Annotated in this window: 23 protein-coding genes and 2 pseudogenes; 20 read left to right on the forward strand and 5 right to left on the reverse strand. The window is 57.5% G+C overall.

Annotated features, from left to right (window positions below):
• The first annotated feature begins 5 nt into the window (after window positions 1–5).
• Genes AOA62_RS04060 through AOA62_RS04080 form a run of 5 tightly spaced genes read left to right on the forward strand, consistent with a single transcriptional unit; the run spans window position 6 to window position 7523 of the window.
• On the forward strand, window positions 6–2369 hold the full coding sequence (locus tag AOA62_RS04060) for a hypothetical protein (RefSeq protein ID WP_099547922.1): 2364 nt from the start codon (window positions 6–8) through the stop codon (window positions 2367–2369).
• A 59-nt stretch (window positions 2370–2428) separates the two neighbouring features.
• On the forward strand, window positions 2429–3352 hold the full coding sequence (locus AOA62_RS04065; protein WP_099547923.1) for a hypothetical protein: 924 nt from the start codon (window positions 2429–2431) through the stop codon (window positions 3350–3352).
• A gap of 11 nt (window positions 3353–3363) precedes the next feature.
• On the forward strand, window positions 3364–4650 hold the full coding sequence (locus AOA62_RS04070; protein ID WP_017136545.1) for a hypothetical protein: 1287 nt from the start codon (window positions 3364–3366) through the stop codon (window positions 4648–4650).
• Window positions 4651–4653: 3 nt separating this feature from the next.
• Window positions 4654–6462, forward strand: a complete 1809-nt coding sequence (locus AOA62_RS04075) for a hypothetical protein (RefSeq protein WP_099547924.1) — start codon at window positions 4654–4656, stop codon at window positions 6460–6462.
• Between the two features lie 11 nt (window positions 6463–6473).
• Complete coding sequence (locus AOA62_RS04080; RefSeq protein ID WP_099547925.1) at window positions 6474–7523, forward strand: hypothetical protein; 1050 nt, start codon at window positions 6474–6476, stop codon at window positions 7521–7523.
• A 260-nt stretch (window positions 7524–7783) separates the two neighbouring features.
• On the opposite strand, the gene AOA62_RS04085 is transcribed toward AOA62_RS04080, so the two are convergent.
• Window positions 7784–8080: a putative quinol monooxygenase gene (locus AOA62_RS04085; protein ID WP_099547926.1), complete on the reverse strand. Its 297-nt coding sequence runs from the start codon at window positions 8078–8080 to the stop codon at window positions 7784–7786.
• Between the two features lie 403 nt (window positions 8081–8483).
• Between AOA62_RS04085 and AOA62_RS04090 the strand changes: the two genes are divergently transcribed.
• The 10 genes and pseudogenes from AOA62_RS04090 to AOA62_RS32430 all read left to right on the forward strand — a co-directional run.
• The gene (locus tag AOA62_RS04090) at window positions 8484–8864 is read left to right on the forward strand and encodes a DUF1090 family protein (RefSeq protein ID WP_017136550.1); all 381 of its coding nucleotides are present in this window, start codon (window positions 8484–8486) and stop codon (window positions 8862–8864) included.
• 178 nt (window positions 8865–9042) lie between these two features.
• The gene (locus AOA62_RS04095; RefSeq protein WP_017136551.1) at window positions 9043–9408 is read left to right on the forward strand and encodes a hypothetical protein; all 366 of its coding nucleotides are present in this window, start codon (window positions 9043–9045) and stop codon (window positions 9406–9408) included.
• A 224-nt stretch (window positions 9409–9632) separates the two neighbouring features.
• Window positions 9633–11102, forward strand: a complete 1470-nt coding sequence (locus AOA62_RS04100; protein ID WP_256592281.1) for a serralysin family metalloprotease — start codon at window positions 9633–9635, stop codon at window positions 11100–11102.
• A 647-nt stretch (window positions 11103–11749) separates the two neighbouring features.
• Entirely contained in the window at window positions 11750–12091 is a 342-nt protein-coding gene (locus AOA62_RS04105) for a hypothetical protein (protein WP_099547928.1), read from the forward strand.
• Between the two features lie 47 nt (window positions 12092–12138).
• Window positions 12139–12357, forward strand: a complete 219-nt coding sequence (locus AOA62_RS32425) for a hypothetical protein (protein WP_099547929.1) — start codon at window positions 12139–12141, stop codon at window positions 12355–12357.
• Between the two features lie 144 nt (window positions 12358–12501).
• Entirely contained in the window at window positions 12502–12933 is a 432-nt protein-coding gene (locus tag AOA62_RS04115; RefSeq protein WP_099547930.1) for a hypothetical protein, read from the forward strand.
• A 110-nt stretch (window positions 12934–13043) separates the two neighbouring features.
• Window positions 13044–13370 (forward strand): DUF2388 domain-containing protein, encoded by a 327-nt coding sequence (locus tag AOA62_RS04120; protein ID WP_099547931.1) that lies wholly within the window; start codon window positions 13044–13046, stop codon window positions 13368–13370.
• 217 nt (window positions 13371–13587) lie between these two features.
• The gene (locus AOA62_RS04125) at window positions 13588–13998 is read left to right on the forward strand and encodes a VOC family protein (protein ID WP_099547932.1); all 411 of its coding nucleotides are present in this window, start codon (window positions 13588–13590) and stop codon (window positions 13996–13998) included.
• Between the two features lie 991 nt (window positions 13999–14989).
• Complete coding sequence (locus AOA62_RS04140) at window positions 14990–15550, forward strand: fasciclin domain-containing protein (protein ID WP_017136558.1); 561 nt, start codon at window positions 14990–14992, stop codon at window positions 15548–15550.
• Between the two features lie 145 nt (window positions 15551–15695).
• Window positions 15696–15872: pseudogene (locus tag AOA62_RS32430) on the forward strand (integrase); the annotation flags it as partial.
• A 684-nt stretch (window positions 15873–16556) separates the two neighbouring features.
• Here the strand turns inward: AOA62_RS32430 and AOA62_RS04150 are convergent.
• On the reverse strand, window positions 16557–17777 hold the full coding sequence (locus tag AOA62_RS04150; protein ID WP_082463698.1) for an alginate lyase family protein: 1221 nt from the start codon (window positions 17775–17777) through the stop codon (window positions 16557–16559).
• 114 nt (window positions 17778–17891) lie between these two features.
• Entirely contained in the window at window positions 17892–18704 is an 813-nt protein-coding gene (locus AOA62_RS04155; RefSeq protein ID WP_099547933.1) for a MipA/OmpV family protein, read from the reverse strand.
• Between the two features lie 218 nt (window positions 18705–18922).
• Between AOA62_RS04155 and AOA62_RS04160 the strand changes: the two genes are divergently transcribed.
• The 3 genes from AOA62_RS04160 to AOA62_RS04175 all read left to right on the forward strand — a co-directional run bounded on the left by AOA62_RS04160 (window position 18923) and on the right by AOA62_RS04175 (window position 21595).
• Window positions 18923–19612, forward strand: coding sequence for a response regulator (locus AOA62_RS04160; protein WP_056861814.1), 690 nt, complete (start codon window positions 18923–18925; stop codon window positions 19610–19612).
• Window positions 19613–19617: 5 nt separating this feature from the next.
• Window positions 19618–20793, forward strand: a complete 1176-nt coding sequence (locus tag AOA62_RS04165; RefSeq protein ID WP_056861813.1) for a cell wall metabolism sensor histidine kinase WalK — start codon at window positions 19618–19620, stop codon at window positions 20791–20793.
• A gap of 592 nt (window positions 20794–21385) precedes the next feature.
• Window positions 21386–21595 (forward strand): hypothetical protein, encoded by a 210-nt coding sequence (locus AOA62_RS04175; RefSeq protein WP_056861811.1) that lies wholly within the window; start codon window positions 21386–21388, stop codon window positions 21593–21595.
• Window positions 21596–21598: 3 nt separating this feature from the next.
• Here the strand turns inward: AOA62_RS04175 and umuC are convergent, their stop codons facing one another.
• Both umuC and AOA62_RS04185 read right to left on the reverse strand, forming a co-directional pair.
• Window positions 21599–22873, reverse strand: a complete 1275-nt coding sequence (gene umuC, locus AOA62_RS04180) for a translesion error-prone DNA polymerase V subunit UmuC (RefSeq protein ID WP_099547934.1) — start codon at window positions 22871–22873, stop codon at window positions 21599–21601.
• Window positions 22866–23291: a LexA family transcriptional regulator gene (locus AOA62_RS04185; RefSeq protein WP_099547935.1), complete on the reverse strand. Its 426-nt coding sequence runs from the start codon at window positions 23289–23291 to the stop codon at window positions 22866–22868. The genes umuC and AOA62_RS04185 overlap by 8 nt, the downstream gene beginning before the upstream one ends.
• Window positions 23292–23391: 100 nt before the next feature.
• Here AOA62_RS04185 and AOA62_RS04190 point away from each other — a divergent pair.
• Window positions 23392–24126: pseudogene (locus tag AOA62_RS04190) on the forward strand (SOS response-associated peptidase family protein).
• A gap of 246 nt (window positions 24127–24372) precedes the next feature.
• The gene (locus AOA62_RS04195; RefSeq protein ID WP_099547936.1) at window positions 24373–24636 is read left to right on the forward strand and encodes a hypothetical protein; all 264 of its coding nucleotides are present in this window, start codon (window positions 24373–24375) and stop codon (window positions 24634–24636) included.
• Window positions 24637–24646 lie beyond the last annotated feature (10 nt).

Genomic DNA, 24646 nt, shown 5'->3' on the forward strand with positions numbered 1-24646 from the left:
CTCACATGAGCGTCTTGAATTTCCCGCGTATCTACCTGGGCGGCCATATGTTCTGGAACCCGCCGACCGCCAACAACAACGACATGTACCCGCTGTACGATGCGGTAAAAATGCAGATGAACTGGCCGTTCTTGAAGGCCTTCGACATCACGCCACTGAATGCCGCCAGCACCTTGCTGCCCTGGACCATCGCCCCGCTGCCGCCCGCCAGCGTGCCCGACTACGTGATGCAGGTGCCAGGCAATGCCGGGCAGTTGACCACGCCGATGATCCCTGGCGAGTGGAACCTGTTCGGCGACAATGCCTGCGGCACCGTGAGCTACAACCAGACCCAGTCGGTGATCACCGGCGGCGAGTTACCCGGCGGTGGCTATGTGGACCAGGACCCGCTGATCAACCAGAGCTTCCAGTTGCTCGGCAACCCCTTCGGCGGTGCCCCCAGCTCGCCGGCGCGCTTTGTCGACGTGAGCCCCTGGCAGAACACTTTTACCGCGCTGTACTTCGACAAGCTGGTGCTGGGCAACGCCGAGTGCGGCCTGACGCTCAATCGCCAGTTCCGCATGCTCGACCGTTTCCTCAACTTCAACTGGGCCAACCTCGGTGGCCTGGCCTACGTGACCACCACCTGGCAAACCTGTTTCCCCAAAGAGAACCTGGAATGGGTGATCGGCAATTCCGCCTTGCTGCAAAACCTGCAGACCCAGATGGCGCAGCAAAATGCCAAGGGCTTGATGTTCCGTTTTTCGACCTACCTGACGTGCTACGACAAGAACGGCATCCTCAACAACTACCCGCCGATCGACACCCACTCCTCCAGCGCGGCGGCCCAGGCCCAGGTGCAGGCCATGTACCAACAGGGGCTGGATAACGTCGGCGATATCTTCTTCAACCCGGCCTATAGCCGCACGGTCGGCACCCTGGGCCTGTGGCTCGACGATGAGTTCCCCACCGCCCCCGCCGGCCGGCGCCTGGTACCGGCCGGTGCAGTGCCCATCTACAAGACCTCGCCGGGCACGGCCACCCAGGCGCAGCTCGGGGTGATCTCGGCGCAGGCCCACGACAACACCCTGTCGCTGGACCTGGGCAATGCCTTCCCGTTCTACCCGATCGACAAGACGGCCGACATCCCGGTCGCGGCCAAATTCCAGGCCGGCAATTACCAGATCGGCATCCGCCAGGGCACGCAATTCAGCCCGCTGGCCAGTTTTGGTTATGACGATTATCAACAGGCGGCCTTCGACAAACGCTCGGGCATCCTCGACCTGCCGCTGGGCGTGGACGCCCAGGCACTCCTGCAAACCGGCACCCTGGAACTGCAACAGCCCGGCACCACGCCCGTGATCGCCGCGACCCAGCAGATGTGGACCGCCGAAGTCGTCGAGAGCGCGAGCTTTATCGACGTGGGCGACACCAAAACCCTGCAGGTGATGGTGCAATACGACGGCCTGCCCGCGCCTGCCGGCACCACGTTGTGGGTGGCCGAATACGGCAATGCCTACATGCTGTGTACCACCGACTATTACCTGGCCTTCAGCAACGCGGCCAACTTCACCCTGTTCAACAACGACCCGGCCAACCCGGCCAATAACAGCGCCAATTGGCCGCAATTTCAAGGCGCAACAACGCTGCGCAGCCACGTGACCGAGGGCACCGGTCGCCAATTGATGGCCACGCGGCTGGCGGTGTCGGCCGATCAAATGACGCCGGTGACCTACCAGGAATTTTTACCGACACCTGCGGCAGTGGCCTTAAGCCCGACGCTCACGTTCGCCAACCCGATCGCCATGCAAGGCACCTTGCAAGACCCGCTCAACAATACGGTGCAATACAGCCTGGCGAAGATCCAGACCGACGCCAACGGCATCGCCAACCTGACCGTCACCGCCCAGGCGCCGGGTTTTCCGACCTTGCGTTTCTTTGTGCAGGAAGGTCAGCAGGCACCGGCGATCCCGTTCAGCTTCCCGCTGCCCACGGCCTTCACCGACTTCCTCGCGCCGCTGCGGGTGCTGCCGCTGGAACCGCAGTTGCAGCAGAACTTCGTCAACGCCTGGAACCTGATTTATCAACGCGAAAACGCCGGCCAGCTGATCTGGGAGACCTTCATCTACCCCTTCATCCTGCAGCCGTTTTATTACCTGTACCCGATCATGAGCAAGTTCATGCCGCTCAACTCCTTGTCGCGCATTGAGGGCGCGGTGGACCAACTGATTGTGTTGATCAGCAAGCCCTATCAGGAAGAAAGCACCCTGGCGATGCCCATTACGCGAGACATGCCGCAAAGCCGTCGAGCCGTACTGGAGTTGTGGGCGCAAGCCTTGGTGAAACGCAACTACCCGCCCGTGCAATTGAGCATGAGCGACTACCACTAAGCCACACGCAGGAGCGCCGGGTGGCCTGACGGCTGCCCGGCCCCCCACAGGAGTGTCCTATGAACACCAGCCTTTTGAGCCGACTGTTGCTGCTGTTTGTGCTGCTCAGCCCCGCCGCGTTTGCCGCCGACGACAGCGGCGCCGTGTACTTCACCAATGGTGTACACAACAGCGAAGGGTGCAACGCGCAGAACGGCAACTGCATCGCCAAACGCGCGCCAGGCGAGCCGTCCGATCCGTTTTTCCCGGCGCAATGGATCAGCGACTGGACGATGTACCGGGTCATGAACAACTACGCGAAAAACCCGCCGCCCTATAGCAATCCACCCTCGACCCTCACACCTGCCGACTACACGGTCTCGCGCGGGACGAGCTACTACGACACCACGTATATCCCGCCGGATGGCGACGGCTTCGGCGCGATGATGGAGCACTACGAGAAGTACTGCCTGCCGATCTTCCCGATCAAGAACAACAACTACACCTGCTCGTTCGTGTCCCTGGGCAACAAGGCGTACTTTTTGACTTACCCGCAGGACCGCCCGAAAGACATGCCGGCCTGCTGCATGTTTTCGCCGATGAACCACCCACCGCGCCAGGACTTTATCGAGCACCTGCCCTACAGCGCCGAGCGCAGCAAAAACCTCAACGCCAGCGTGCAGGCCTATGCCCTGGACCTGCAATCACCGTCGGGGCCGATCCTGTTTGGTTATGCCTTCAACAAGCGCCAGACCGGCGCACCACCCTACCGTTCGCCGCAGTCGTTCTTCTTTTCCGGGGACACCAGCGTGGCCAATGCGCCGATCGTGAGCCAGAACTACACCAACTTCCGTATCGCCAAACCCGACCCCAGGCAGACCTGGGACCAAGTGGCTGCGATGTGCCCGTCCAACCCGCCGCCTTGCCAGCTGTTCGAGCCGCCGGCCTCCCAGAGCAACGGCCATAAGGCGCAATGGAACCAGTTGATGCAGCGTAAGCCTTGAGGAAGATCATCATGAAAACACTACTGAGTGTGATGCTGCTGGGGCTGGTCAGCCTGCCGGCCCTGGCGCGCGAAGCACCGCAGCCGTCGACACTGGCCACGCAGCTCAACTGCCAGCCACCCACCAGCGCCCCCGCCGCGAATGCGCCGCAGGACCAGTTCGATCAATACAGCTGGCAGATGTTCGTCGCCCTGAACTGGCCGGCCCAGGACGGGCAGCGTGGCACGCCCAACTGCAACAAACAGCCTGGGGATTCTGGCTACACCGTGTGGCAGACCTACAAGACCGTCAGTGAGATCTTCCTGCCGGGCGCCGCCAACCCTGGGCCGTGGAACAGCCCGCTGACGGCCCGCAGCCTGGGCATCATTAATATCGCTGCGTTGAAGAACAGTTCGCTGGTCAACTCCATCGACCAGGCGGTCGGTGGCTGGCTGATCGACCAGGCGGGCAACCCGACCTACTACGATATCTCGGCCAACCAGGCGTCCTATAACTACATTGTCGGCAACCGCTTCTACAACGCGAATGTGGTGTCCAAAGCCAATAACATCAGCTTCCCCAATGGGGTGATCGAGATCAAATCGAGCTGGCGTATCCTCACGCCCAGGGACAACGCCAGCCATTACCTGACGCAGATTGCGCGCGTGGCCACCTTCAACAGCCAGGGCCAACGCACCGGGGTGACCGAGGCGTATCTGGGGCTGGTGGGCCTGCATATCATTACCAAGGTCAATGGCTACCCGCAGTGGATCTGGTCGACCTTCGAGCAGATCGAAAACGTGCCGCCCAAGGCCAAGGTCAATGGCCAGTGGGTCGATCAGCCGGTGTCCGGTACGGCGTATTCCTACTACACCCCGTTGGCCCCGGCCGCCACGCTCAACCAGTCGCCGTGCAACTGGCAGACCCAGGGCACGCAACTGGTCTGTGTGCCCAAGCCCGGCACCACGTTCAAGACGCCGAACCCGCTTAACCGCGTAACGCCGATTGCCGACGCCACAGGCTGGGTGAATGCCAATTACCAAGCCAACCCCGGCCTGCAACGCAGCGTCTTGAAGTACTACCAGCTGATCACCACCCAGCGCCCGCTGATGCCCAACAACCCGAGCAACCCACTGGGCCAGCCGACACCGGCGCTGTCGGCCAACGTGACCATGGAGAGTTATATCCAGCCCAACAGCAGCTGCATGAATTGCCATTCCATGGCCACGCCGGTGAAGAGCCCGTTCAAGTCTGACTTCTCGTACCTGTTCAAATTTGCCAACCCGCCCGTCACCCCACACGCCACGGACAAGGAATAGACCATGAGCATCCTCAATGGACCACGACTGAATTTCTGGGGCGGCATCCGCACCGACGTGAGCTTGCCGAACAACTCGCCGACCATCCCGTTCAATGGCAACCCGAACTGGCCGCTGTTCGACCTGACCACCTCGACCCTGGCGCCGGGTGCGCAGTCTTATACCGATGACCAACTGAACAACATGATCAACGCGCCGGCCGGCAACTACTACACCGCCGGCGGCTGGAACCACTATGGCCAGCATGTGGTGGACATGCAGAACGCCCTGATCAGTTCCCAAGGTGTGCCGGGCAACATCAGCACCACCGGCGACCTGATTGGCCAGCCGGTGTATCTGCTCGGCTCGGTAGACCCCGTGACCGGCCAAGGCCCGGTCTCCGGCCCGATGATGGTGGACCTGGACCCCAGCGCCTCGACCACCACGCAGATCTTTGTCGGTGGCCTGCAAATTGGTGGCAACGACAACATCCAGTTGCTGATCCGCAACAATGCGGTGTGCAGCAGTTACGACGTGACCGGCCGCGTGCTCGACCCGGCAAAAATGGACGCACCGGGCTCGTTCCATGCCAGTGGCACGTTCCAGTTGACCTTCCCGCTGAGCAGTATCGTCAGCTGGAACCAGAACAGCGCCGGCCTCAAGGCGATTATCCAGGCGCCGGGGGCGACGGGCATTGTCTTGCGGTTTGTGATGTTTGAGATGTGCCCGCAGATGACCACGGCGCAGTTGGACGCCGATTACGCCGCCGGTAAATATACGCCTAACCCGAGCATCGGCCGGGTGATCGGCACCCTGGCCCCGGCGTTTGCCGGCGAGTTGCCGGGCTGCCAGCCAGGCCGCCAGATAGTCAACCAGGCCACGGGCAACGCCGCCTATGCGGCGCTGGGCAACAACGGTTTGCTGAGCCTCGATATGGTCAACGTCATCCCCAAGCAAACCTTCCGCGCCGTGCGCGATGACATCACCAGCCCCATCGGGCCGAATGCCAATTACGGGCCGGTGACCATTGCCGCCGGTGCCGCGCCGCTGACGACACTCAATCCCACCGCCAGCCCGCTGGTCAATTACTACGTGTATGGCGGTATCGTTGACCTGCCCCTGAATACCAGCCAACAGCAAGCCGTGAGGACCACGGCGCTGAACATCACCGCCCCCAATGCAGTAAACGGTAAAAAACTCAACGCCACCGAAGCGACGTACCGGGTGTATGCCGACCAGCGCAATGTGTACCTGGAGGACTACCCCACTGGTTTGACCATCACCTTGCGCGTCAGCTACCTGGGCGGACCAGTGCCCAACGCCATCAAGGTGAGCCTCGCAGCCAGCGCGCCGGGGGCTTACGATCAAAAGCAGTATTTTGACTTCCTTAACTTCCCCACGTCTCTGACCGTGAATCCCGGGCAACAGACGGTGAGCTTCCCGGTCACGCTCAAAAGCGGCAGTGCCGGCCAGGCCGGTTTTGTCGCGCTGACCTGCACGGCCAACGGCGTGGACGATGGCGCCTTCTTCACCAACTTGCGCAAATACGCCCAGACTGATTTCGGCATAGCCAAGGGCAGCACCATCACCTGGGCACAGGTTTACCCGAACGTGTTGCGCTTTCACTACCTGGCCTTCCCCGCCATGTCGCGCTACGTACCGCTCAACCAGCCCGACGCGATCATGGGCGCCAAAAACGCGATTTTGGCGCGCACCTCGGACGCCTACAAAGGCACCACGCTGTTCATGCCGGTCGTGCGCTCGATGTCGCCGGCCCAGCGTGCGTTGCTGCGCGCCTACCTCACCGGCAGCCCATGGCAGCCGCCACAATAGGAGCACACCCCATGACCTTGCATATTCCGGCGCAGCCCATTGAGGCACTGCACCCCATTACACTGATCGCCGACGGCCTGCTCAACCCACGCGGCCTGTGCCTGCAAGACGATGGCAGCCTGCTGTTGGCCGAAGCCGGCTCCGGCCTGGCGGACCAGCCCTTCAGCGGCCGCATCAGCCAACTTCAACCCGACCCTGCGCGGCCTGGTGAATACTTGCCCGGCAAAGTCATCGCCCAAGGCTTTCGCAGCATGAACATGCAGGCGCGCATGCTGCGCGATGAAATCATGGGCGTGTCGGACATCGCCTGTGTTGATGGGCGTTGCCTGGCCAGCCTGACCGATTATGTCGGCGGCTCGCAACTGCTCGACCTGCAATACAACCCGCCTGAGCCGGTGTTCCACAGCCGGGGCAATTTGAATGCGCTGTGCTACCACCCCACGCGCCGCAGCTGGCTGGCGGTAAAGCCTGATACCAATCAACTGGTTGAGTTCACACAAGGCAGGGACGAACGGGTGCTGGCGCAACTGCCGGAACTCGATCAGGGCCAGGAAGCCGTGCCCGTGACCCTGGTGTACGAACCGCAGACGGATGCAGTGCTGATCAGCCTGTTCTCTGGCGAGCTGCACGGCGACCCGGCGCGCAAGGGCATCGACTTTGCCGACTTTGCCGGCCAAGTGATCCGCGTGTACCCGGCCACCGGGCAGATGGAAGTGGTGATACGCGGCCTGCAATTGCCCACGGGCCTGGCGTTGTGCCCGCGCGGCAGGCTGCTGGTGCTGGAACTGTGCAGCCACCTGCAACAACCGCTGCTGCCGGACTGGAGCGGCGAACCGCTGCACGGCGGTTTTACCCGATTCAGTGGGCGTTTGCTGCGTTGCAACCTGCACACCCGGGAAGTCGAAGTACTGGTGCGCGGCCTGGATACGCCGTCCAACTTATGTGTGGTACAGGACGCCGTGCTGATCAGCGAAGGCATGGGCCTGGCCGGGCGGCCAATCCCCACGCCCTACAACACAGTGGTGCCATTGAGCGGCAAGATAAGGCGGGTGCCGCTTTGAAACCATGCCCTACGCAGTCAAGCAAGTCGAATCAGAAATCGAGCTGAAGAAAAGCAACCCGTGGCGAGCAGGCTTGCCCTGCGATGGGCTGCGCAGCAGCCCCAGCCCGCTGTAACTGGCTCACCGAGTCGCCTGATTTGGGGCGGCTTCGCCACCCAACGCAGGGCAAGCCTGCTCGCCACAGTGACAGTGTTCGTCCTTGATTAAAGGGTATCGCGGGTTATTCAAAGACCTTGAAAGCGCTGGCTCTGAAAGCGGCCTTATACCGCGTCCTCCAGCAGCAAGACGGTCGCAGGCCCCGCACGAAACGACGGATTGTGTTGGGCCGCTTCCACCATATGAGGGGCGACATGGTGGGCGTCCAATGCAGCCTTTGAAGCCCATTTTTCGATGAGGACAAAGCTGTCGGGGTTGCCCACCACGGGATGCAAATCATAGTTCAGGCACCCGTGCTCGGCCCGCACCTTAGGTGCCAGCGCCTGAAACGCTGCCAACTGCTGCAAGCCCTTGCCGGGCTGGGTATTGATCATCACGACAAGCCGCACTTCATTTGGCATGAACACACCGTCACTTAGGCTGGATAAGGAAGCAGCACAGTACTTGAGCGTGATGCCTGGGTGCAAAAAACATAATTCACATGCAGATTTCACGCGTTTTTCACAGTGGCGCGCCTAGCCTGAACTCAGCTCCTAAGTGAACACCTTTTAAGCCCGCGCCCCCATCGTGGGCTTTTCTTTGTCTGGTTTTACCTGCGTGCCGAGCGGTTAGAGGTGTAGACAGCCCAGGCCATGCCCCGCCAACAACGTGAAGGCATTCACACTTCCGCAACGCCAGTGTTGAAGCACAAAAATTGCCCCAATAGTATTTCCCTCCACCCGAGCGCCCAACTTTATACGGATATTGCTCTGCGCCAGCTCGGGCGCTGACACGTGTGCAGGCAATCAAACATTGAGGTTTGCCATGCGTCTTACCCAACTCGCACCCGCCGCCGCCCTGTTCAGCCTGTTTACCCTGCCCGCCCACGCCGCCGACCTGACAGCCTTGACGGGCGCGCTGTCCTCCGCCCTGGGTGGCAGCAGCAACAACACCGTCAACACCACGACCAACAACGCGTCCTGCCAGCAGCAGATCCGCGATCTGCAGGCCAACATCAATGCAGCCAACGCCAAAGGCGACACCTTGCGCGCGACAGCCTTTCAGGCGGCCCTGACGCAAACCAACAAAAGCTGCAGTAACGCGCGTTACAACACCCAGGCGCAGGTGGATACCAACCCACAACACCAGCAAAACGTGAACAAGGCTGCGGATGCGATTAATGCCATTGGTGGTTTGTTCAAGTAAGTCGAAATTTGATGTGAGAAGAGCCCGCGGTTGCGGGCTTTTTTACGACCGGTACTTGGCTATCTGCCGTGTGCAGCCCGAGGAGGTAGACATGCTTTAATGCACGCCTATCACCCTGCAAAGGGAATTGCCCGATGAGAAAATACCTCCAGTGCTCGGAGTGTTAAGGATATTTCAAATGAACGGACGCACCTTGCTGGTCGTTATGTTGCTTGCCCACCCCACGCTATCCGTTGCAGCCACCCAACCTGCCGACGGGAAGGTACTCGGGGCAAGCGATGGCCTGATGTACTCCCGGGCGCAATTCACCTGCGGGGCGCTGCCCGCCGATCTCGTCGCCGATTACGTAAAGGCATCCAAGCTGATTGCAGGGCCAAGCGCGGAATACGATGAAGGCTACGAGCAAGTCGTCTCCCGGGGTGAGCGCAATTGGCCGGCCATCCCGAGCGTTGAGCAGCGAGCACTCGAATGCCAGAAGTCGAAAGAGGACCTGGCGATCAAGGTGAAGCTGGCACAACGCTGGTTTCCTGAGGCTTACAAGTAAGCGCTGGAAGTTATTGCCACCCGCTCATATTTATCTAACGGAGCGCCCACTCCATGGTCAGCGACCTCTCACCAAACTGAGGCTCTCAAAATATTTAAGGATATTTCAATACGTTATATATTATATTTAATTTTCAAATAACACTAAACGCATAACTCCTTTATAAAGATCAACACAACAAGAAAACAGCGAACACGTGATAAGCCTATAGCACTCCACGCTCAATGGACACGAAGGAATGTAAACTTATGACTGTCTCAACGAAAAATCTTGTTAATCCAACTGCCTCTTCGGCAGGAATCCAGACGAGTGAAGATTACCAAAGCCTCCTGAATTTTTCACACGCTTATGATCGAGGAGGATTTAATTTAAATGGAAAGCCGTCTTACACCATTACGCAGGCAGCGGATGAAATAACCCGAGGCGGTTACTATTGGGGCGACAATGACCATAACGGCAAATACAATTTCACCTACAGCTTTCTGACCTCAGAAAGTAAATCTTACGCCGCCGAGAAAGTTTCCGGCTTCACCGCTTTCAACGCACAACAAAAGTCCCAGGCAGCCCTTTCGTTCCAGTCCTGGTCGGACGTCGCTAATATCTCATTCCGTGAATCTAAAAGCGGAGGCGACGGACATATATCCTTGGGTAACTATAGCAATGATCTGCAGCATGGTGGTGCCCGGTCGGCTTTCGCGTTCTACCCAAACAACAGTGGAAACAGTGACGCCCTGTTTTATACCAATAAAAGCTACCAGGAAAATTTAACGCCAGCGAACGGCAATTACGGCCGTCAAACGCTAACCCATGAAATTGGTCACACGCTTGGCCTGCAACACCCAGGCACCTACGATGCCAGTGTGGGTCAGCCGTCCTATTCGGATGTGAAATATGCCGAAGATACACACGGTTACTCCGTGATGAGTTACTGGAACGAGAGCAACACCCATCAAAACTTCAGTAAAGGCGGGGGCGAAGCCTATGCAGCCGGCCCGCTGATCGACGACATCGCTGCGATCCAGAAGCTCTACGGCGCCAACTACGCCACCCGCGCCGGCGACACCACTTACGGGTTCAACTCCAATACCGGACGGGACTTCTACAGTGCCGCCTCCAATACCGACAAGCTGGTGTTCTCGGTATGGGACGGTGGCGGCAACGACACCCTGGACTTCTCCGGCTTCACCCAGAACCAGAAGATCAACCTCACTGAAGGCGCGTTCTCCGACGTCGGCGGCCTGGTGGGTAACGTGTCCATCGCCAAGGGCGTTACCCTCGAGAACGCTTTTGGTGGCGCGGGCAACGACCTGATCATTGGCAACAACGCTGCCAACATCATTAAAAGCGGTGCCGGCAACGACATCATCTACGGCGGTGGCGGTGCGGACCAGCTGTGGGGCGGCGCCGGTAACGACACCTTCGTGTATGGTGCCAGTTCCGACTCCAGGCCAGGGGCTGCAGATACGATCTTCGACTTCACCTCGGGCTCCGACAAGATCGACCTGTCGGGCATTACCAAAGGTGCAGGCTTGAGCTTCGTCAATGCATTCACCGGGCATGCCGGCGATGCTGTGCTGAGCTATGCCTCGGGTACCAACCTGGGCACCTTGGCGGTGGACTTCTCCGGGCACGGCGTGGCCGATTTCCTCGTCACCACCGTGGGCCAGGCGGCCATCAGCGACATCGTGGCGTGATGTAAAGCGCGGCGCTCCGGCGCTGCGTTCTGAGGAGCCAGAAGTGGATACTGGCCTTTAGACTAATTGTCGTAGAAGTACCACATTACAGCTATCACGGTGGCAACCCATCCTAGGGTAAGCAAAAATGATAGACCTGCGAGCCGCTTATCCATTGTGCCCTATCAAAAACCGGATGACGGCAATACGAACGCATCCAATCAGAGTAGTTGAGTGTTCTCAGTGTGCAATATCACGTGCCTGATGATCAGTCCTTGGTCGCCAGCGTCAGTGATTACCATAGCTCAATGAGGGCTACCATCAGGAACCTTTTCCATAATCTGGAATCAGTGCTGCTTGCTTTTACATCAATCAATTAGCGAGCGCCCAGCATGATTTTGAGAAACACCTTACTGTACATTGCGCTTGTCGCCGCTGGCTTCCTTGCCGGGTATGCAGCGAAACCCACCCGCGAACTTCAAGTAACAGCCGGCCAACTCATAGAGTGCGGCCGGGTAATCATGCCTACTCTTGGTATGTAAGTGTGATCTCTGTGTCAGAAAACTTGTCATTGGCTTGTGGGCCCATCCAGCATGGATGGAGTTCCAGTAACGCCGACATCCATTCGGCAGTCGAGAGTCTTAAATCTGCATTGCAAGGAGCGCGATATGCCAGTGGTAGCTGTGCTGAATGATGAGTCAGACCAAGGTGAGATTTTAGGCGCGCTGAAGGCCTATGGTCTGGTGCTGGCTAACTACTACACCCGCCCCGGCGCATCGGATCTGACTAAGGAATTAAGAGCCGCGCTGGGCAATAGATCTGCTGAGCATCAGCTGATTTGCCATAATCTACCGCTGGCTATAGAAGGCGACCCCTCGTGGACAAGCGTGCTTGTACTGCCGCCCCGGCATCACTTTCAATACCGTGAAACGATGGCCTTGGCGGCTCGAGCGCTCAGCGCTGCCGATGAAAGTAACGAGAAGGGAATGTTCTTGTATCACGAGCCGTAGACGCCAAAAGTGGACTGGCGATGACATTCATGGATAACAGATAACGCATGACAGTATGGCGAAATCAGAGCTTCTGGAGCAAGGTCGGGGTCATTGCCTGGCTGACGTTCCTCATGGTCATTCCTGGCGCTTGCGACGCAGGCTGGATGGGCGCAGGCTCGTCCAATCGCAAGCGAGTCTTCAGCCCTGGCTTCGTTGCGCTGTGCGTTTTCGTGGCTGTGGTTGAGCTGATAGCGCTGAACCACTTCTATGGTGTGCGAGGATGAGGTGAAGGCGGTACGCTTATATCTTGTTACAACCATTTGCCCGCAGGCACCACCCGCAAAGAACTTCAAACTTTTGTCCTAGTCCTAATGCCAGGCGTGCTTTAAACCGTGAGCGCCTGCTGACAACCCATAGAGGTTCACAAAATGAAAATGACACTGCCCGCCCTATTTCTGGGCGTCCTCATTTCGCAAGGAGCGATGGCTGCCGGAGATGGCACAGCCGCCCTTGGAGGCGGCGTTGGTGGTGCACTTGGCAACATCGTAGGTCAACAGCTCGGTGGCTCAACGGGCGCGGCGGTAGGCGCAGGCGTAGGTGGTGCTGCCGGCAGTGCTGTCGGTGCTCAAAAAGGCAATAGAGCGGAAGCTGCATTAGGTGGAGGAATTGGCGGCGCGGGTGGCTCATTGATTGGTAATCGCCTCGGCGGTACAACCGGCTCGACTATCGGTGCAGGTCTCGGCGGCGCGGCGGGTGGCGCGCTGGGAAACAACCTGGCGGACGATGAGAGCAATCATCGATCCGATGGCAGAAAGCACAAAGGCAACAACAAGCATAAACACAAGAACAAGCATCGTTAGGTTCTGACACTGTTACATCGAAGCCCGGCCCAGCGCCGGGCTTCTTGTTTCTGGCAGGCGCCCTGCTCTGCTATCGTGGCCCGCTCTGATCGCAGTGGAAGCATCGAAGCATGAATTCATGGAAGACTCTGGCAATCGCCTTACTGGCATCGGCCAGCACACAGGCCGTATCAGGTGACAACGTCAACCCTGTCGCTGCAGGAATATTTATCACCATTTCCTTGCCAACCATTTTAATTGGGGCAACCACATCCCTCACCACCGAGCCGCCAAAGATATTCAAGTCAGCCAAGACTGACGCACTGGCGTTCATAGGTTCGGACGGCGAGATTCGCGGAGCACAGTTTGAGCAAGCCTGCCGACACTATCGATTGAGTTACAGATCACCGCTCATGTCCGATATGCAACTGGCCAAGGCGATCGCGGCGTCCTACTGAGCGCATCCTTTCACATCCCTTTCACACTCGGGCGCTTAGGGTTACCCCAGCTCCTAGAGAACATCCCTTTAAGCCCGCTAATCCCCATCGCGGGCTTTTCTTTGTCTGCGATTTGGAGAGCCGAGACGTGCCCTCGACGTCTTACCCGACGACCGCTATACACGCCCACCTTCAAAATGACACGATAACGCCTTGCCTTCGTAAGCAGGAATACAGGATGTTCAGTCACGTAACCGTTGGGACAAACGATCTTGATAAGGCGTCTAGCTTCTATGACGCGGTGCTGATCCCTTTGGGGCTCTGTCGTCGGCCTGTAACCCCTGATGGCGGGCCACCTTCGGCATGCTGGATCAAGCCAGATAACGCTCTCCCTCGCTTCTATGTGTACAGCCCTTATGACCGCAATGAGGCCGAAGCAGGGAATGGCAGCATGGTGGCTTTCACTGCACCCTCTCCAAATGCGGTAGATAGCGCCTATGCAGCCGGGCTTCTTGCAGGTGGATCTGATGAGGGTGAACCTGGCCAACGCCCTCACTATGGTGACGGTTACTACGGTGCGTACCTGCGTGATCCAGATGGCAACAAGGTGCACATCGCTCATCGTGGCGATTTGCATGTGGCGGGATAGGCGCCGCTCACGGCATTGGCTTGAAGCCCGCCATTGCGCGGGCTGAATGTGCTGAATTGACTGTGTGACCAGGTGCTATCTACCGACTTTCCGAGCGCTAATCAGCAACTGGCATCTACCCGCCATCTGCGGGAGGGATACAGCCACATCAGACAACACGCGGTACATCTCATGCTCGTCCGCAAACGGGTAAACCTCGAGGTTGAGAGCGATCTGAATCTTGCGCAGATCTGTGCCTTCGACGAGCCAGCACTCAGCGGTGCGAGTCATCGTTGATCCGTTGTCATCCGTCTGCCAGGCGAGAAAGTCGAATAGCCTGGCGACCTGCCGAAAGGATATCGAGTCAGGGATATCGGCAAATGGCCGACCACCAGGAGTGCCTACGAAATTCGGGGCGATTCAGCTACTGCTGTATATCACTGATCACAATCTGCGAGCTCCCCTCGATCCTTTTGACTTCTACAGTCATGCTCCCATGCTCGCCTTTGACCAAGTAAAGGTAAAGATGAAAACCTGGCCCAGTGTCACTTTCATCGTATACAAACCGTTTCAACAAGGTTAAGGAAGCAACATTACCTATCTGAGTAGTCACCTGTTGGTTTGAACGTAAATACTCCTGAAACGCAATATTCGCCTCATCCTTTGCCTCGTAGTATCTCAGCACAAACCCTGCTATCACGACGACCAACACTGTCGCAATTACAGACCTGATTTTTTTGAATCTCGGGCTTTTTAAACTACTCATACTGAATCGTCGCTGATTTGGCAGGCAGGTGGAATGACCATTTTTGACCAAGAACGGACAAATCACAATTGCGCCCCTGCCCAGGCATTCAGTGTGGATGGAATGTCAGGAACAGCGACCGACAGGTTTGAACCGGCAGGCGTTGCGCTTAAAAAGTTATTTTCTGAAAAGGTGCATCCACTTTGATCGTTGGCTCGTAGATTCAATACCCTCACTCGGAGGGCACAAGAGCCAAGGAGATTCATCATGCACGCCTTTTACAAAAAAATTGCTGCTGCAGCCTGCTTCGCGTTTCTCTCCGTTACTGCAACACTCAGCTTTGCTGCCGACACTGTGATGGTCGGAGGCGCAGCGATGTACCCAAGCAAAACCATCGTGGAGAACGCAGTCAATTCAAAGGACCACACCACACTGGTAGCGGCAGTCAAAGCTGCCGGCCTGGTTGATACACTCAACAGCAAAGGTCCTTTTACCGTATTCGCTCCGACAAACGAAGCCTTTGCCAAGCTGCCAGCAGGCACCGTCGAAACTCTGGTCAAGCCTGAGCACAAAGCCGACCTGACTAAAATTCTGACCTACCATGTAGTTGCTGGCACACATACATCAGCACAGCTGATGGCCGACGCCAAGAAGAATGGCGGCACCGTTGTGTTGAAAACAGTTCAGGGGGAGTCGCTGAATATTAAGCTGCACGACGGCAAGCTTTGGGTTGTCGATGCCAAAGGCGGTAAGGCGAGTATCAGCATCGCAGACGTTATGCAGTCCAACGGCGTAATCCACGTTATCGACTCGGTCTTGATGCCTTAAACGCTCTTGAACCCGGCAGGCGTGCAGTTTGCCGGGTGTTGAGGCGCGCATATAGGCAGTTACTGTCAATTCAAGGAAGAGCTATGTCATCGCTACTGTTTTACACAGATGCTAACGAGGCGATCGTAGTGACTGAATTGGGCAGGGAGATCCGGCGCTTGCCGCAAAGATCGGCGGGTATCAGTTCAGGAATATTCGACCCAAAGCGGGGTCAGAAATCGTGGATATTGGCGATGCAAGCCTGTTGCTGGGGCATAGCAATCAGGAAATCGCAAAGCGCGTTTACAGAAGGCTTGGCGCCACTGCGAAGCCGTCAAAATAGAAAAGTTCTGGAACACTTCCATAATAGCTATGGAACGCGAAAAAAAAACAACCCCGCCACGACCAACCCCCAGAAACGCAAAAGCCCCGCTTTCGCGGGGCTTTCGTGTAAATCTTGGCGGGAAACCAGGGATTCGAACCCTGGAGACGCTATTAACGTCCGCCGGTTTTCAAGACCGCTTTGCAAACTCCAGCGGGCCGGGGCGTTGAAGGCCTGCGGAGTTCCATTACTCAGGAAAAATGACCGGGCTACAGACCGCATTCTACAAGGGGTGCGGTTTTAGTTTTGGAACTCTTTTTCACCCCTCCCCGGCGTCCTGCCGACCGAACACAAACCACCAATAGCCCACGAGTCGTGAGACAATCGTATGGCCGCGTTCGGCCGATCTCTGCCTGTCGCGAGGTCCGAAATCCACTCAAAGCAAATACCCAGACATTCAAACCAAACGGGTAGATAATCGACTGCTGTTCCAGCCATTTCCAGTGCTTATGAACAACGAATACTCCCGAGGCAATCCACCGGCAGTACGGCATATAGCCTGTGCAGGCCCACGGTGCCCAACCCCTGTCGGTGTCTTTGTTCTTTGGCGCGCCTGCTAACGTTCCTCGTTGACTACGCACCTTTGCGTATTGATAGGTAAAAACGACGCTGTGTAATGCGCAGTGCAACTTTGGTGATATATCTCTACGGCATCAATTGCATCTCCGACAAACCGTATTCCCCCAACGAATACAGCAACGTCCCATACCCCAGTTGCTCGTAGCCACCGTTGTCAGCCCCATAATCCCCGCCCCCTCCTTCCACTTGTACTTTATTTGCCATGGCCTGCACGTTCGGCGCGCTGAGGTCCTTTCGCACGGCGTAGTGGTTGTAAAGTAGTTCCCATATCGGCCGGGTGTCGCCCCGGTGTTTAGTCGAGATGGCCGCCTGTTTGAAACTGCGGCGGATCACGGGAGTAAACGGCACCTCCTGGCCCAAGTTGTACTTGGCCACATACTCGGCGGCTTGCAGCACGCGGTTGTTCTGGTAGCCGAACAGATCGTCGCCCTGGCTCCAGGCCATTTGGCAGAAACTGCCGAGCAACGCGATGTCGAGCATGGCGTGTGCCTGATCACGCCCGCTTTCCTGGACTTGACCCAAGCCACGGCCGTAGATCTTCCACACCGCGTGTTCGATGGCGCCGTTACCCCTGCCGTGCTTGAAGTAGTCGACAGCCTCGTTGTAGAGGTCGCGGCGATCGGTCAGTACGCCGATGGCCAGCATCGAGTTCATGTTGGCTAAATCCCAACTGGCCCAATGGTGATCAGGCGGGGTGCCATCGTGGTACACCAGAAAGTCATGATTGATTGGGTAGAAGACAGTGAGCATCAGGCTTTGAAAGCGCTGGAAGTCTGCCGGCTCCCACTTCGGATAGGTGCGCAGCAGTTCGGCCGCATTGGCAAGTTGATAACCGTGCAAGCCTGCCGCCAAGGCTTTGACGGGCTTGCCTTTGGTCGCGGTGAGGGTTGAGGACAACCGGTTCAAAATGCTCACCGCCTTGTCGGCATATGCCGGGTCGTTCGAAATCTGCCAGCGCAGGGCCAGTGCATACGCGGTGGCGTTATCGCTGAACAGCATGCTGTGGTTATTCGGTTCTTCTGAAGTGCGGTAAACCACCGGCACCGGGTTGGGCTGCCATGCCAATGAGGCATGGGGGTTGGCGATCAGCTTCTGCCAGCCGGCCAGCCACGGCTGGTTATAGTTGGCTAGTTTTTCGCGTATTCGTGAGAAGTCATCCTGAGTGTGGAGCAGGCCAGGATGCACGAACGCTTCGGTATGCAGGGTGGGGGAAGCTTGACTGCCGATACTCATCAATAGCGCGCCGAGCAGCACGGCTCTTTTGGATAGGTGCTTCAAACGGATCATCATGTGTTCACCCGGATGGGTAGAACCTTGCGCGGTCCGAAAAGCCATTCGCTCAGAGTCAGAATCTGCCCCTGGGATAGTTCATCTGGCGCCTGCATACCTGGGATCTTGTTGTTAGAAGGTGTAGTTGATTGCAAACAGGCCCAGGCCTGAGCTTCGGTGTCTTACCAGCGGGCTGTCGCTGGCCTGGTCGTCGTATTGAGTCACCGTCAGGCTGGCCAGCGTTGACCAGTTCGTATCCAGGGTATGCTGCCAGTTCAAGCTGGCGGAATAAGCAAAGATCCCAGCGTCTGCGGAGTATTTGCTGTAGATCGAGCGTTGGCTCTGTGCCTGTGTGACCCCGAAGAAAGTCTGGTTGTAGCGGCTGTCGCCTGCATGGGCGTCCACGGCCAGACTCAGGGTGTCGCGGCCTGTGTGCAACAGGATGCCTTCCAGGCCAAATCGGTAACGGTTGCCACGGTGTTCGCCGGCCATGCGTATGTCGGCTTCAGCGTTGACCGACAGCCAATCAAGCAGTTGTTGACTGAGGGTAAAGTTGGCGACGGTTGCGCCGTTGATATCGCCCATACCTCTGAGCTCGTCGCCGCCGGGGCTGGTTGTGGTGTCCCGCTGCTTGCGGCCCAGGTCGTAATTGATCGCCGCGCTGGTGCCGAAACCACTGTCGGATTGAAATTGCAGGCCCACGCCGCGAGTGGTGTCGGCAAACAACGCTCCGTGCTGGATGCTGAGCATCGGAAGTACGAGCGGACGATAGCGGTCAGCGCCCATGTAGCGAGGCGTGCCCCCCATGCCAAGGCCCAGGGTAATGGTGGTTTCATCGGCTGCCGGGCTGGCGTCGGCCGCGTAAGCCTGGGGCGCGAGCGCGAAGCACATCAGCGTGGCGGCGCCCAATAGGACCTTGCGGGTAGGGGGAGCGGTGAAGTTCATGGTCAAGCCCTTTGTGCAAAAGAAGACAGCAGTGCGCCCGCCGGCGAGCGATACGGCGCCTCTCCCTTATCGAGCTGTTCAGGCACGTTGATAGGCTTGGACAGCGATACAGTGGTCGGCATAGGATCGGCTCGCGAAAGCGGGCGTAGGGCAATACTGGCAGCACACTTTCAATAAACCGTTCGTAAATTATCAAGATTTCATCAAGAGGCTTCTTTGTGTCAGGAAAACGTATTCTCATCGTCGAAGACGACGCCGACAGCGCCAGCATTCTTGAAGCCTACTTGCTCCGGGATGGCTATGAGGTGGCCCTGGCCGAAGACGGCCAGCGCGGGCTCGACCTGCACAAAAGCTGGCAGCCCGACCTTATCTTGCTCGACGTGATGCTGCCGCGTTTGAGTGGTACCGAGGTGTTGTCGGCCGTACGCCGCAGCAGTGACACGCCGGTGATCATGGTAACGGCCATGGGTGACGAACCGGAAAAGCTGGGTGCCTTGCGCTATGGCGCGGACGACTATGTGGTCAAGCCTTACAGTCCGCGCGAAGTAGTGGCGCGGGTGCACGCAGTGTTGCGGCGCACCACCGGCAACCAACCGGTGGAACACTTACTTCGCCATGAAAACCTGCGAGTGGATCTTGTCGCCTTTACCGCGGCCATCGAGCAAGGCGATGAACCACCGGAATGGCTGGACCTGACCCCAACGGAGTTCAAGCTACTGGTGACGTTGCTCAAGACGCCGTCCAAGGCCTTCACCCGCGATGAGTTACTGGAAATCTGCCTGCCGGAAAGCGAAGCCCTGGCCCGCGTCGTCGACACCCACGTGCACAACCTGCGCCGCAAGCTGGAAACCCATGGCATCACCGGCGTACTGGTAACGGTGCGCTCTATCGGCTATCGATTCAGGTAACTCACATGCTTGAGCAACCGCAGGTCAACGACAAACCGATGTGGCGCTGGATCGGCCTACGCATGAGCCTGCTGGCAATTGGCGCGGTGGTAGTGATCTCTGTGTGCATGTGGATCAACGTCACACTGTCGGATTGGTATTTTGTGCAGCATCTTCCGCCGGGGCCACGCGATGAGTTGCTGGCGCTGCGTGCCGAGCCAGGGCTCAATGAGGCACGCTTGCGTCAATTGGTTGCCCAGTACTATCCGCTGGCCTATTTCCAGCCGGCTATCGCCAATCGCGACTGGCTGATACTGATCGGCCTGGTGCTGGCCGCGATCCCCACCATCATAGCCTGCGGCCTGTGGTTTTCGCGGCCATTGTCCAGCCAGTTCTCTGCGATTGCCCAGGGAGCCCGGCGGGTCGCCGGCGGTGATTTCCTTACGCGCCTGCCTGTGCACCGCGATACCCCCGACGAGCTGCGACGACTGGTCAGCGACTTCAACAGCATGACCATGCGACTGGAGCGCTATGAACGCGATGTGCGTGAATCCAGCGCGGTCATTGCCCACGAATTGCGCACGCCATTGAACGCCGCCATGGGGCGCGTGCAGGGTATGCTCGATGAGGTGTTCCCCAGCGATGCCACGCAGTTGGGCATGGTCAAACGTCAGCTCGATCAACTCAGAAAACTGGTGGATGACCTGCATCTGTTATCGATGGCCCGTGCTGGCCGGATGGTGCTGGAGCGCAGCGAGTTTTCTCTGGGCGCTCTGGTGGCGGAGCGGTTGGCCTGGTTCCAGCCACAGTTGGATGAGGCTTGCGTGCGAACGCAGGTCAGTATTCCCGATGGGCTTCGAATGCACGCCGATCGTGATCGCCTGGGCCAGGTGATCAACATTCTGGTCGATAACTTGCTGCGCTATGCGGCTGGGGGAGGCGAGTTGAATATGACGGCGCGCAGGGTTAACGGTTCGGTGGTGATTGAAGTCGGTGACCGAGGGCCAGGTATCGAAGCCCAGCATCTGGACAGCGTGTTCGACCGCTTCTGGCGGGCAGAACGATCCAGGGCACGTTACTCAGGGGGGAGCGGGCTAGGCTTGTCCATCGCCCGTGCGATCTGCCAGGCCCATGGCGGTACCATTACTGCCCGCAATCTGGCCGAAGGCGGTACGCTGATCAGGACGGAGGTTCCTGTGTAGGCGTTTCTTCCTTGCCTTGCAACCGGCGCTCAAGGCGGTGAAGTCGTAATGATCGTAGAGCCGGAAAACTGCCAAGGCTAACAGGGCCTTGCGTGATCAGGGGTGAAGTAATTTCAACGAGAATATCTCGTTGCTGCCGACCGGCAGGAACATGCTATAGCTGGCGTCCCTGCCATTGGCGATGATGTCTCGGGAAGGTGTACTGGGCGGACACTTAGGTCGCGTCGCTTGCGGCTGGCTGTTTCGCTACAAGATCATTGGCAGCTTGGACATCCCAGCGCATGACCAAACGTCATTCGCCGGTGCTGTAGGTAGCCTGGTTGCTGACAAGGGAGAAATACGTGATCTCTCAGGTCCGATTTTCATGGACATGCTTCACATGCTGACATAGCTCGCGGGACCACTTTTGGCCGGAAGCAGTTCACCGCCTACGACGGCTTTGGGCCGGTTACAGCCCATAGCGACCGGCAGCTACTGGCCGATTCCAGCCCTTCGTGGGGGGTAGGTCTGGGACGAGAGCGTACACTTATAACTTTGGAGCAGGCGACCAAACTTCTGCTGCTCCGCTGTTCACTTTACCAGAGGAACGCCGATGCCAAACTCAGATCTGATCCCTTCCCTGCTCTCGAAGCTTTACGAAAACCAGCTGGCCCTTGAAGCGTCCATCATCGAGATATCGAATTGGGTTGAGCAGCGCGGCTCGGCCGACGTGGCTGAGAACGTTCGAGGTGCCCTAAATACCATCGACAAGAATGAAGAGTTCATCAAGCTGACCTTGGCGGTACTAATGGCACCCGAGTAATCACTACTTGCAAGCCACTGACCAGAGCTGGTCCAGCTTGGTGGTGTAGCTCTGGCTCATCATCTCCCGGCGCATCCCCCAGTCGGGGTTCGTCGGCACACTGGCCGAACGTAGCGTCCCCCTTCCCCACCTTTCGTTGATCTGGTCCAGCACCGTCATAACTCTTGTTGCCTCTGCCGGCTGCGATATCGCGAACAGATCGTCTGTGTATTCACCTGGCTGACAAAGGTTCAGCAGCATCACTTCTGCCTTGCTGTAGTTGAAGCCAGGCCGAAAAATGCGGTCGAGCGCATCGACGGCAGCCTTTGTCAGCAATCTCACGTCGTCTGTTGGATATGGCATATCCACCACCACCCCATTGGCATACTTCGCTTCCTCCGGGTTGAACATCCCGGTGCGGATGCAGACTCGGACCTTTTTGCATAGTGAGTTCTGAGCTCGAAGCTTTTCCGAGGCTCGCATCATGTAGGTGGCCACCGCCTCTTGGATGGGTGCCAACTCTGTCAGCCGCTTGCCGAACATCCGGCTGCAGCAAATTTCCTGCTTCGGAGGGTCTGGCTCGTCCAGTTCGAGGCACGATGTACCCGCAAGCTCCCGCGCCGTTTTCTCGATAACAACGCTGAACTTCTTGCGGAGCGTCCAGGGATCCGCCTTAGCCAAGTCCATAGCGGACTTAATGCCCAGAGCGTCGAGGTGGAGTTTCATTTTTCGGCCAACGCCCCACACCTCAGAAACGTCGGTGTTGCGAAGTACCCAGTCTCGCTTGATCGGATCAGTGATGTTCACCACACCGCCGGTCTGCGCTTGAAGGCGCTTCGCAGTGTGATTCGCGAGCTTGGCCAGGGTCTTCGTATTGGCAATGCCGACGCCTACAGGGATGCCCGTGCATCGAAGCACCTGGGCTCGGATCTGCCGCCCGAGTGCGTCAAGCCCACCAATTCCGGTGAGATCGGCAAAGGCTTCGTCGATGCTGTAGATCTCGACGGCGGGCACCATGCTCTCGATCAGTGTCATAACTCGCTCACTCATGTCCCCGTACAGGGCGTAATTTGAGGAAAACGGGACAATGCCGTGCTGCTTGAGCTTGTGTTTGATCTGGAAATACGGCTCGCCCATCTTGATGAAGGGCTTTGCATCGTAGCTGCGGGCGATCACGCAGCCGTCGTTGTTGCTGAGCACTACGATCGGCGTCTTGGCCAGATCGGGGCGGAATACGCGCTCACAACTGGCGTAAAAACTGTTGCAATCGATCAGTGCGAAAACTGGCGTGTTAGACATGACTGCGGACTGTGTTTGTGATCACACCCCAGATCGAAAGCTCGTCACCCTCCAGAACATAGCGCGCCGGGTACTTAGGGTTTTCGGATAGCAGGATCACTTCCTTGCCGCGCTTGCAGAGGCGCTTGCACATCGGGTCGTTGTTCAAGAGCGCTACTACAATGTGCCCGTGGGCGGGCTCTATCGAGCGATCTACCACTGCTAAATCACCTTCAAAAATCCCGGCACCCTGCATGCTCTCCCCTGTGATCATCACCAGGTACACGTGAGGGGCTCTGATATTGAGTACTTCATCCAGGGAAATATGCTGCTCAATGTGGTCCGCTGCCGGCGATGGAAAGCCAGCCGGCACGTGGAACGAGCACAGAGGCAGTTTGACGCCCCCGTTAGCGATTGGACCCAAGATGTTGAAGCTCATGGCAATGCCTTATGCAAATACTGTACGAATGTACAGTTAACTTTGTAAGCGGCTTGCGGTCAATTTCTCTGTAGGGGATTGCGACAGGCGGAGGTGTTCTATGTGCGGCCGATTTGTTCAGTACGAGGGCATGGCAATCTACATCGAGGAGTTGAGCCCTCAGATCGAATTGTTCAGTGGCTACGACGCACAGCCGATCAATCGGTTTAACGTCGCGCCTACGACGCGTGTGCAGTTGCTGCACAGCAAAGAGGATGGGCTGCACATTGATGCCGTGCGCTGGGGGTGGGCGCCGTTCTGGGCAAAAGGAAAATGACCTGATCCGATAAATGCTCGAGTCGAGACCGTCACCACTGGCAAATTTTTCAAGCAGCTCTGGCCAAATGCCCGAGCAATCGTGCCCAGCGAAGGCTGGTATGAATGGGTGAAAGACCCAAACGACCCGAAAAAGAAGCAGCCCTACTTCATTCGACTGAAAAGCAGAAAACCTATGTTCTTTGGTGCCTTGGGCCAGGTACATCCGGGCCTTGAACCACACGAAGATGACGGTTTCGTCATCATCACCGCCGCGAGCGATCAGGGCATGGTCGACATCCATGACCGCCGGCCTCTCGTACTCATCCCAAAACACGCCAATGAATGGCTTGATCCAGAATTTCCACCGGCCAGAGCCGAGGAAATGGCGAAAGAGTTCTGTCAGCCTACTGAAGAGTTTGAGTGGTTTCCCGTTGGGAAGGCCATTGGCAACGTCAGAAATCAGGGGTCAGAACTTATAGAGCCTGCACCATCAACTGAAAAACCACATGACGAACACAACGGTGACGACCCAGCCTAGGGTAAGCAGAAATGAAAGGCCAGCAAGCCGCTTATCCATGGTGCCCCGTTAATAAACTCAATGATCGCAATACGAACGCCCCGGCAAAGACTACTTCATATGAATCAGCGCGCAACAGCAGGCGCAGATGCACACTGAGGCATATTGCACGTAAAGAAGTCTCAACAATCAGATGCTTGAGCCGATAACATGGAGTAAGCACCCAGTGCTGAGAAAATTGAGAAATGTTTCGGCGGATTTTAGGTTATGAACGATATTTATTTACTTGTAGAACACGGCCGTGATCAGGGTGAGGTTTATATTTTAGGATGGTTTGACGACAAAAAAAACGCATCCGACATCGCAGAAGCGAAGGAATGGCAGGCCTACCGAGATGCTTTGAATGCCGAGAGATCTTGGTCTCTTCAAGAGCCAATTCCACCTGATCAGACTAAGTATCGCCGCTATTGGGTTCAAGCCGTTTCAAAATTTGAGATGGGTCAAACTCACCGAGCATCGGCTGGTCACTGATACTCATCAT

It is taken from the genome of Pseudomonas sp. 2995-3 (assembly GCF_002742565.1).
GTDB classification, from domain to species: domain Bacteria; phylum Pseudomonadota; class Gammaproteobacteria; order Pseudomonadales; family Pseudomonadaceae; genus Aquipseudomonas; species Aquipseudomonas edaphica.

Coding starts and splice junctions, on each gene's coding strand:
- AOA62_RS04105 (WP_099547928.1), top strand. CDS start 11,750: ATGCCAGTGGTAGCTGTGCTGAATGATGAGTCAGACCAAGGTGAGATT.
- AOA62_RS04185 (WP_099547935.1), bottom strand. CDS start 23,291: ATGAGCTTCAACATCTTGGGTCCAATCGCTAACGGGGGCGTCAAACTG.
- AOA62_RS04065 (WP_099547923.1), top strand. CDS start 2,429: ATGAACACCAGCCTTTTGAGCCGACTGTTGCTGCTGTTTGTGCTGCTC.
- AOA62_RS04080 (WP_099547925.1), top strand. CDS start 6,474: ATGACCTTGCATATTCCGGCGCAGCCCATTGAGGCACTGCACCCCATT.
- AOA62_RS04100 (WP_256592281.1), top strand. CDS start 9,633: ATGGACACGAAGGAATGTAAACTTATGACTGTCTCAACGAAAAATCTT.
- AOA62_RS04070 (WP_017136545.1), top strand. CDS start 3,364: ATGAAAACACTACTGAGTGTGATGCTGCTGGGGCTGGTCAGCCTGCCG.
- AOA62_RS04165 (WP_056861813.1), top strand. CDS start 19,618: ATGCTTGAGCAACCGCAGGTCAACGACAAACCGATGTGGCGCTGGATC.
- AOA62_RS04060 (WP_099547922.1), top strand. CDS start 6: ATGAGCGTCTTGAATTTCCCGCGTATCTACCTGGGCGGCCATATGTTC.
- umuC (WP_099547934.1), bottom strand. CDS start 22,873: ATGTCTAACACGCCAGTTTTCGCACTGATCGATTGCAACAGTTTTTAC.
- AOA62_RS04195 (WP_099547936.1), top strand. CDS start 24,373: ATGAACGATATTTATTTACTTGTAGAACACGGCCGTGATCAGGGTGAG.
- AOA62_RS32425 (WP_099547929.1), top strand. CDS start 12,139: ATGACAGTATGGCGAAATCAGAGCTTCTGGAGCAAGGTCGGGGTCATT.
- AOA62_RS04075 (WP_099547924.1), top strand. CDS start 4,654: ATGAGCATCCTCAATGGACCACGACTGAATTTCTGGGGCGGCATCCGC.
- AOA62_RS04175 (WP_056861811.1), top strand. CDS start 21,386: ATGCCAAACTCAGATCTGATCCCTTCCCTGCTCTCGAAGCTTTACGAA.
- AOA62_RS04150 (WP_082463698.1), bottom strand. CDS start 17,777: ATGATCCGTTTGAAGCACCTATCCAAAAGAGCCGTGCTGCTCGGCGCG.
- AOA62_RS04120 (WP_099547931.1), top strand. CDS start 13,044: ATGAATTCATGGAAGACTCTGGCAATCGCCTTACTGGCATCGGCCAGC.
- AOA62_RS04140 (WP_017136558.1), top strand. CDS start 14,990: ATGCACGCCTTTTACAAAAAAATTGCTGCTGCAGCCTGCTTCGCGTTT.
- AOA62_RS04155 (WP_099547933.1), bottom strand. CDS start 18,704: ATGAACTTCACCGCTCCCCCTACCCGCAAGGTCCTATTGGGCGCCGCC.
- AOA62_RS04095 (WP_017136551.1), top strand. CDS start 9,043: ATGAACGGACGCACCTTGCTGGTCGTTATGTTGCTTGCCCACCCCACG.
- AOA62_RS04115 (WP_099547930.1), top strand. CDS start 12,502: ATGAAAATGACACTGCCCGCCCTATTTCTGGGCGTCCTCATTTCGCAA.
- AOA62_RS04085 (WP_099547926.1), bottom strand. CDS start 8,080: ATGCCAAATGAAGTGCGGCTTGTCGTGATGATCAATACCCAGCCCGGC.
- AOA62_RS04090 (WP_017136550.1), top strand. CDS start 8,484: ATGCGTCTTACCCAACTCGCACCCGCCGCCGCCCTGTTCAGCCTGTTT.
- AOA62_RS04125 (WP_099547932.1), top strand. CDS start 13,588: ATGTTCAGTCACGTAACCGTTGGGACAAACGATCTTGATAAGGCGTCT.